The organism is Cellulosimicrobium composti, from assembly GCF_009711085.1.
GTDB classification, from domain to species: domain Bacteria; phylum Actinomycetota; class Actinomycetes; order Actinomycetales; family Cellulomonadaceae; genus Cellulosimicrobium; species Cellulosimicrobium composti.
The window spans coordinates 1-581 of sequence record NZ_WMKA01000125.1 but is presented as its reverse complement, the minus strand read 5'-3'; the positions used below and the strand labels follow the sequence as shown (position 1 = coordinate 581).

Annotated in this window: 1 protein-coding gene; it reads right to left on the bottom strand. The window is 66.6% G+C overall.

The window, feature by feature from the left end; translation table 11 throughout:
- On the bottom strand, positions 1 to 215 hold a 215-nt coding region (locus GJV82_RS19240; RefSeq protein ID WP_225873510.1), incomplete at its 3' end, for a hypothetical protein.
- Between the last annotated feature and the right edge of the window lie 366 nt (positions 216 to 581).

Below are 581 nucleotides of genomic sequence, written 5' to 3'. Positions count from 1 at the left end.
GCCTGTAGGGCTGGAGCCACCGAAGGGTGCTCCAGGGAGATGTAGAACGCGGCCCCACCGGTCAGGGCGAGCACCGAGACCAGTAGGCCGATCACCAGGGTCCGCAGCGTCGTGTCCGACTGCGCCGCGGGGGACGGCTGCGAGGCCGTGGGCGGCACGTCGACCGAAGCCGACTGCTGGGCGGGAACGGTCGGGGTGGGGCTCTGAGTGGTCATGTCAGTTCCTATCGATGAGTTGAAGGGTCGGTCCTGCACCCCTTCGGTGGGGTCAGGCCGGGTTGGACAGGGGCCACCATCGGCGTCAGCGGCCGCTCGGTCGAGTGCTCGCGAATTTGCGCTTCTCCGTCAGCCGGCCACGGCGCGGACCGCGATTCGCGCGGCCTCTTCGTTTCCAGGAGCCCTGTGGTAAGGGCCCTGGGTTGTTGGGGTGGCAGCACTGTGCGAGATGCGGGGGTTAGCGGCGCAACCCGCGCGCCCTCAACTCATTGGCTGTCATTCACGCGTTGCTGAGCTGCGACTTAGTTTTCGCGAGGGCTTGAATGAATCGCCTTGTGGGTGTATTGGCCAGCCGCAAGTGCTCGT